Here is a 387-nt window from a genome sequence, read left to right as displayed (position 1 = left end):
CGAAAAACCTGTTGGGCATCAACAGCGGCCTTATTTTCACCCGCGAGTGCATCCAGCGCTTGACGCCGTTCTATGACGAGCGGTTGCGCTTCTATGCCACCGATACCGACTTTTTCATCCGCTACGAGGAGTATTTCCCAAAGGCCTGCGTGCTGGATGTGGAGATTGCCCACGACCTGTCCGAGCACAGCGCCGATACCCCCGAGCGTGCCTTGTTCCGCTTCGAGGAAATGATCCACGGGTTGCGTATCAGCTTTCATTCCCACGGCCTGCTGGAGCGCATCCTGCTTGACCTGTACCTGGTCTATGCGGCCATTCCCAAAGCGGTGGCTTACTGCCGTCCGGCCTTCGTCAAGGCCTTGTTTACCCAGGTGAGGGCTGTGAAAT

At 57.4% G+C, this 387-nt stretch carries 1 protein-coding gene; it reads left to right on the top strand.

What is annotated here, in order from left to right; genetic code table 11:
* Positions 1-387, top strand: a 387-nt coding sequence (locus tag G3I17_RS39535) for a hypothetical protein (RefSeq protein WP_203591371.1), incomplete at both ends; no start/stop codon positions are given.

It is taken from the genome of Streptomyces sp. SID13031 (assembly GCF_010548305.1).
In the GTDB taxonomy this organism is placed as follows: domain Bacteria; phylum Actinomycetota; class Actinomycetes; order Propionibacteriales; family Kribbellaceae; genus Kribbella.
The sequence above is the reverse complement of the archived record's forward strand: the minus strand, read 5'-3'. Positions and strand labels throughout refer to the sequence as shown.